The sequence below is a fragment of the Clostridium sardiniense genome, from assembly GCF_016907995.1.
GTDB classification, from domain to species: domain Bacteria; phylum Bacillota; class Clostridia; order Clostridiales; family Clostridiaceae; genus Clostridium; species Clostridium sardiniense.
Window position 1 is genome coordinate 1 of record NZ_JAFBDA010000049.1, and the last position, 3584, is coordinate 3584.

Annotated in this window: 3 protein-coding genes; all 3 read left to right on the forward strand. The window is 28.5% G+C overall.

Going from position 1 to position 3584, the window contains the following annotated elements; genetic code table 11:
• The first annotated feature begins 436 nt into the window (after positions 1–436).
• The 3 genes from nagE (at position 437) to JOC62_RS19020 (ending at position 3314) form a co-directional block, all read left to right on the forward strand.
• Positions 437–1858, forward strand: a complete 1422-nt coding sequence (nagE, locus tag JOC62_RS19010; protein WP_204596842.1) for an N-acetylglucosamine-specific PTS transporter subunit IIBC — start codon at positions 437–439, stop codon at positions 1856–1858.
• Positions 1859–2073: 215 nt separating this feature from the next.
• On the forward strand, positions 2074–2682 hold the full coding sequence (locus tag JOC62_RS19015; RefSeq protein WP_204596843.1) for a DedA family protein: 609 nt from the start codon (positions 2074–2076) through the stop codon (positions 2680–2682).
• A 101-nt stretch (positions 2683–2783) separates the two neighbouring features.
• Positions 2784–3314, forward strand: a complete 531-nt coding sequence (locus tag JOC62_RS19020; protein ID WP_204596844.1) for a hypothetical protein — start codon at positions 2784–2786, stop codon at positions 3312–3314.
• Positions 3315–3584 lie beyond the last annotated feature (270 nt).

The window sequence follows — 3584 nt, forward strand, 5'->3', positions numbered from 1 at the left end:
ATGCAAATCTTAGATTGTTCAATTTCAGAATTAAATATATAAAATATTAAAAGGACTTTTTCTTTTGTGAAAAAGTCCTTTTGTCTACAGACTGAGGCATAAGTTTAATAAATAAACTTATGCCTGATCTAACAGTTACACGTCTTAATTTTATTATAACTTCAATAATAATAAGTGTCAATTTAATTATTTGTAAAAATATTAAAATTTATTATTTGAAATCGTTGACAATATAGGAAAAATATATTAGAATAGGATTACAAAATAAAATATGCTTATTAATCGGCGTGTTACCATAAATGAATTGGGCATTAGCTGGAAAGAATATTACTATAATTATATTCTTTCCGGCTTTTTTTGTTTGTTATTATTTATTTTCTGTATTATTATAAATACCGATTCATAAGCATAAATAATTTATATTGGAGGGAATTATATGTCAAAAGGAAATAATAAGGTTCTTGGCGCATTACAAAAATTAGGTAAGGCACTTATGACGCCTGTTGCTTGTTTGCCAGCAGCAGCAATTTTGTTAAGGCTTGGAGCTCCAGATGTTCTTGGAATTGTTTGGATGGAAAAAGCAGGGGGAGCAATATTAGATAATTTAGCAATTTTATTTGCAATTGGTATAGCAATTGGGCTTGCTAAAGAAAATAACGGAGTTGCAGGACTTGCAGCAGCTGTTGGTTATTTCACACTTACAAATGTAGCAGGCGCATTTGATGAAACAATTAATATGGGAGTTTTAGCAGGTATTCTTTCAGGGGTTGTTGCAGGATTACTTTATAATAAGTTTAAAGATATTCAACTTCCACAATTTTTAGGATTCTTTGGAGGTAAGCGTTTTGTACCTATAGTTACAGCTTTTGCTTGTCTAGCAATAGGAGTTGCAGCAGGATATGTTTGGCCACCTATCCAAGGAGTGTTAAATGACTTTGGTAATACAATGGCGGCAGCTGGAGCTGTTGGAGCATTTGTTTTTGGTATATTAAACAGATTACTTATACCATTTGGTTTACATCACGTACTTAATACAATATTCTGGTTCCAATTTGGTACATTTACTAAAGCTGATGGAACTGTTGTTACAGGAGATATAAATAGATTCCTTGCTGGAGATCCAACTGCAGGAGTATATACAACTGGGTTCTACTTTATAATGATGTTTGCATTACCAGCAGCTTGTTTAGCTATGATAGCAGCAGCTAAAAAGAAAAATAGAAAAGCAGTAACAGGTATGTTAGTTAGTATAGCAGCTACTGCATTCTTAACTGGTATTACAGAACCAATTGAATTTACATTTATGTTCTTAGCGCCAGTACTATATGCATTCCATGCGCTTATGACAGGAATTGCACTGGCTATTGCTAATATATTTGGGATGAAGATGGGATTTGCCTTCTCGGCTGGTTTTATAGACTATGCGTTAAATTATGGAATATCAACAAAAGCATTAATGATTATTTTAGTAGGCTTAATATTTGCTGCAATATACTTTGTAGTATTCTACTTTGCAATTAAGAAATTCAATTTACCAACACCAGGTAGAGAAGATGATGACAACCTAGATGAAATAGTTGAAGATGATGCTCAACGTGGAGCAATTAAAGGTAAATCATCAATAGATGAAAAAGCGGCAGGGATTTTAGAAGCATTAGGTGGAAGCTCAAATATTGAAAGCATAGATGCTTGTGTAACTAGGATCAGATTAACTGTTAAAGATTCAGGAAAAATAAATGAAAAAGAATTAAAGAGATTGGGTGCTACTGGAATAATGAAATTAGATGCTAAAAACCTTCAAGTTGTTGTAGGAACTTTAGCAGATCCAATAGTGTCACATATAAAGAAAATGATGTAATAAGATATAAACAAAAAGGTAGATTTAATATCTACCTTTTTTGTTTGTATAAAATTGATTAATAGGGATATAACTATACAAATAAAAATGTAATTATACTATTTAACTTAGATTTAATATTTACGGTTAATAATTAACATAAGTAAGATTGAAGAAAAGCTGTTTTGCTGATATATTCTAAAATAATAATTAGATATATAACTAGGGGGATATTTATGAGTTTAGAAGAAATTGTACGAGAGTTTGTAGTAAACTATGGAATGATAAGTGTATTTGTTCTTGTTTTATTAGAATATGCAAATTTTCCATTACCTAGTGAACTTGTATTGCCGCTTATGGGTATAGTTGGGGTAGTAAATGGTGTAAGCTTTATTGAGATATTAGTTGTTTCTGTAATAGCAGGAATATTAGGCTCTATTTTAAATTACATAATAGGTCTATATTTTGGGCCTAAAGCAGTAAATTATATAACTTTAAAATTTCCTAAGACAAAAAAATCAGCAGATGTAGCATATAGCTGGTTAAATAAATATGATAATATTGCTGTATTATTATCAAGGTTAGTACCACTTGCAAGAACTTTTATATCCCTTGTAGCAGGAGTTGTTAAAATGAAACCAATAGCTTTTATTGGATATTCGGCGATAGGAATAACTATTTGGAATTCTATACTTATTGGACTTGGATTTATATTTGGAAATAATAGTGAAGTTATAAACTTAATACTAAAGAGATATTCTTTAGCAGTTGGAGTAATAATATTACTAATAGCGTTAGTTTTAATTGTTAAAAACAAAGACAAAATAAAAGAGAAGTTATTTTAAAATAACTTCTCTTTTATTTTATCTTTAATATAATGTGTTTTTGATATAATATTAAATTAAAATATGAGAATTTTTATACTGGTTTAAGAGTGGGGGTTAGCATGAGAAGTTTTGATAGAAATACATTTATAAATAGTGTTGAGATACGACCTAATAATATACTGGAGGGTTTTGACAATTATAACAATGCCATAATAACAACAGAGTTTATTACTAATAATGAGGAAGCAGAAAATTGTTTTATAGAATTTTTTAGACATATATTTGAAGTAAATAAAAATAGCATATTAGATTATTATGGAAATACATTGATGGATGAAGAGTTTAGTAGAATGATATGTATGCTATCCAAAGATGAAAAAGATATACTTATAAAGATTAGAGAAAAATCAAATAATGATGATATTTACTTTAAAATAGATGATATGAAAGTTTTAGATATATTAGTAAAGATATCAGCAAGAGGAATATTATTTAGTACTTTTTATATAATAAATGATGGGGTTACTATCTGGAGCAATTATGATTATAAGTTTGTCATGTTCTTTAAAGATAAAAATATAATTCATCATTATGAAGATATAGCTAAAAAATATAAATTAATAGTAAAAGATATAAAAATGATAGTATAAGATATATATAAATACACAAACTATACCTAGTGTATCAGTATGAGATATAGTTAGTAATAAGCAGTAAATTGGAGTAATATAGGTATAACAGTTATATACAAGAAAAATAAAGTCGAGATATGTCGTAAATGCGTATATAATAAGTCTTGTCGCTTGAGTGCGACGGACAAAAATTAAATGGTCTTTGAAAATTGAACAGAATATATAAAACATTTAAACAACCAGCAATTCTTTTTATTAAAGTAAGTTTTATGAGTGAAAAGATTAAAC